Annotated in this window: 1 pseudogene; it reads right to left on the bottom strand. The window is 37.6% G+C overall.

What is annotated here, in order from left to right:
* Positions 1-226 precede the first annotated feature (226 nt).
* Positions 227-1,426, bottom strand: a pseudogene (locus QZ265_RS10805) (ammonium transporter); the annotation flags it as partial.
* Positions 1,427-1,838 lie beyond the last annotated feature (412 nt).

Below are 1,838 nucleotides of genomic sequence, written 5' to 3'. Positions count from 1 at the left end.
CTCACCTAAAAAAACATTAAGAAGTTCAAAGTAACATTATAATAATATTATAGTAACAAAAAATGAAATTTTAAGAAATAGACTTTTTAAACTTTGTTATCAATTAAGCAATAAAAAACAGCTGCCAAGCGACAGCTGTTTTAATAATAAACATAATGAAAAATTAATAGTTAACTCTAATAAAATTTTGAATTTAAATAAGCTATAGTAATATTAGAATGAGTTGTTATTCGATACGTTCGCCATGCTGACTTAAGTCTAATCCTATACGTTCCTCTTCATTATCTACTCTTAAGCCCATAACCATATCTATAGCTTTGGCAATAATATAGGTTACAACCGCAGAATAGATCATAACAGCAACCACGCCTTCTAATTGAGTAAATAACTGTGGTAACAAGTCTATTTTTTTACCCATGATCATTTCACTAGCAAATACGGCTGTCAGTATTGCGCCAACAATGCCACCAACAGCATGAAGACCAAAAGCGTCTAATGCGTCATCCGCTTTAAGCATACGCTTAAGACCATTGGTACCCCAAAAACATATGGCCCCACCGACTAAACCCATAATCAATGCGCCTGTGACATCAACAAAACCGGCAGCGGGTGTGATTACTACCAAGCCTGCCACTGCGCCCGAAGTTGCGCCTAAAATAGATGCTTTACCATGAAAAATGCGTTCAAATAACAACCAAGATAAAGTCGCTGCTGCTGCTGCTACTTGTGTGGTCATAATTGCAAACGCAGCAGAGCCATTCGCGCCCAATGCTGAACCACCGTTAAATCCAAACCAACCTACCCAGATTAGACCCGCACCGATTACACTTAAGGTCAAATTGTGAGGTGCCATAGATTCACGGCCATAACCTAAACGCTTACCAATCACATAGGCTAAAACTAAACCTGCAACACCAGAGTTGATGTGTACTACAGTACCCCCAGCAAAATCAAGGGCACCTTTGGTAAATAGCCAGCCATTTGGTGCCCAAACCCAATGTGTAATAGGCGCGTAAACAAATACCACCCACAATGCCATAAATACCATCCAAGCACTAAACTTAATTCGGTCTGCTACTGAACCACTAATAATCGCTACAGCAATAATAGCAAAGGTCATCTGAAAAATAGAAAATAGAACCTCAGGTATCGTACCGCTGAGCGTATCTTTAGTAATGCCATTGAGTAACAGCTTACTCATATCTCCTACCCAAAGTCCTCCATCTCCAAAAGCTACGCTGTAACCAATGAGAACCCATATAACACTAACCATGGCTGCAGCACTAAAACTATGCCCCATAGTGGCTAAAATATTCTTTTTGCGAACCATACCACCATAGAATAAAGCGAGTCCTGGAATGGTCATCATCAAAACCAATAAGGTAGAAACCAGCACCCAAGCTGTGTCTCCAGTATCTAACGTTGGGGTTGTTTCGGCAGCAAAAGCAGTGCCACTGACTCCCAGAGCTGCTAGCATATATATAATTTTCTTCATCATGGTCATCTCAACTTCTATTGTACGAATAAGGGTATGCAAAAATTTTGATAAGTATGGTTAGTCATATATCCCCTGCATTCAAATTTTATGCCAATAAACCACTTTAACTTAACATTTTATTACCACATCGTAGCAATGGATAACGTTAGAGTAACATCTATTACTATAATAATGAGTGTCAGCCAACGATATTAAAATGATTCAACTATAAAAATACAATTTACAAAAATCTCTTAAAATTAATAAAAAAAATTACTAATTCATACCAAAGTTTTAATAATGCACTAGGGCGTGTTGAACATTGTGATAAAAAGAAGGTGACAAAAAAATAGCAAACGAT

The sequence above is a fragment of the Psychrobacter sp. genome (genome assembly GCF_018260395.1).
Classification (GTDB): Bacteria; Pseudomonadota; Gammaproteobacteria; order Pseudomonadales; family Moraxellaceae; genus Psychrobacter.
Note: the sequence above shows the minus strand (reverse complement) of the source record. Positions and strands in the feature narration are given on the sequence as shown.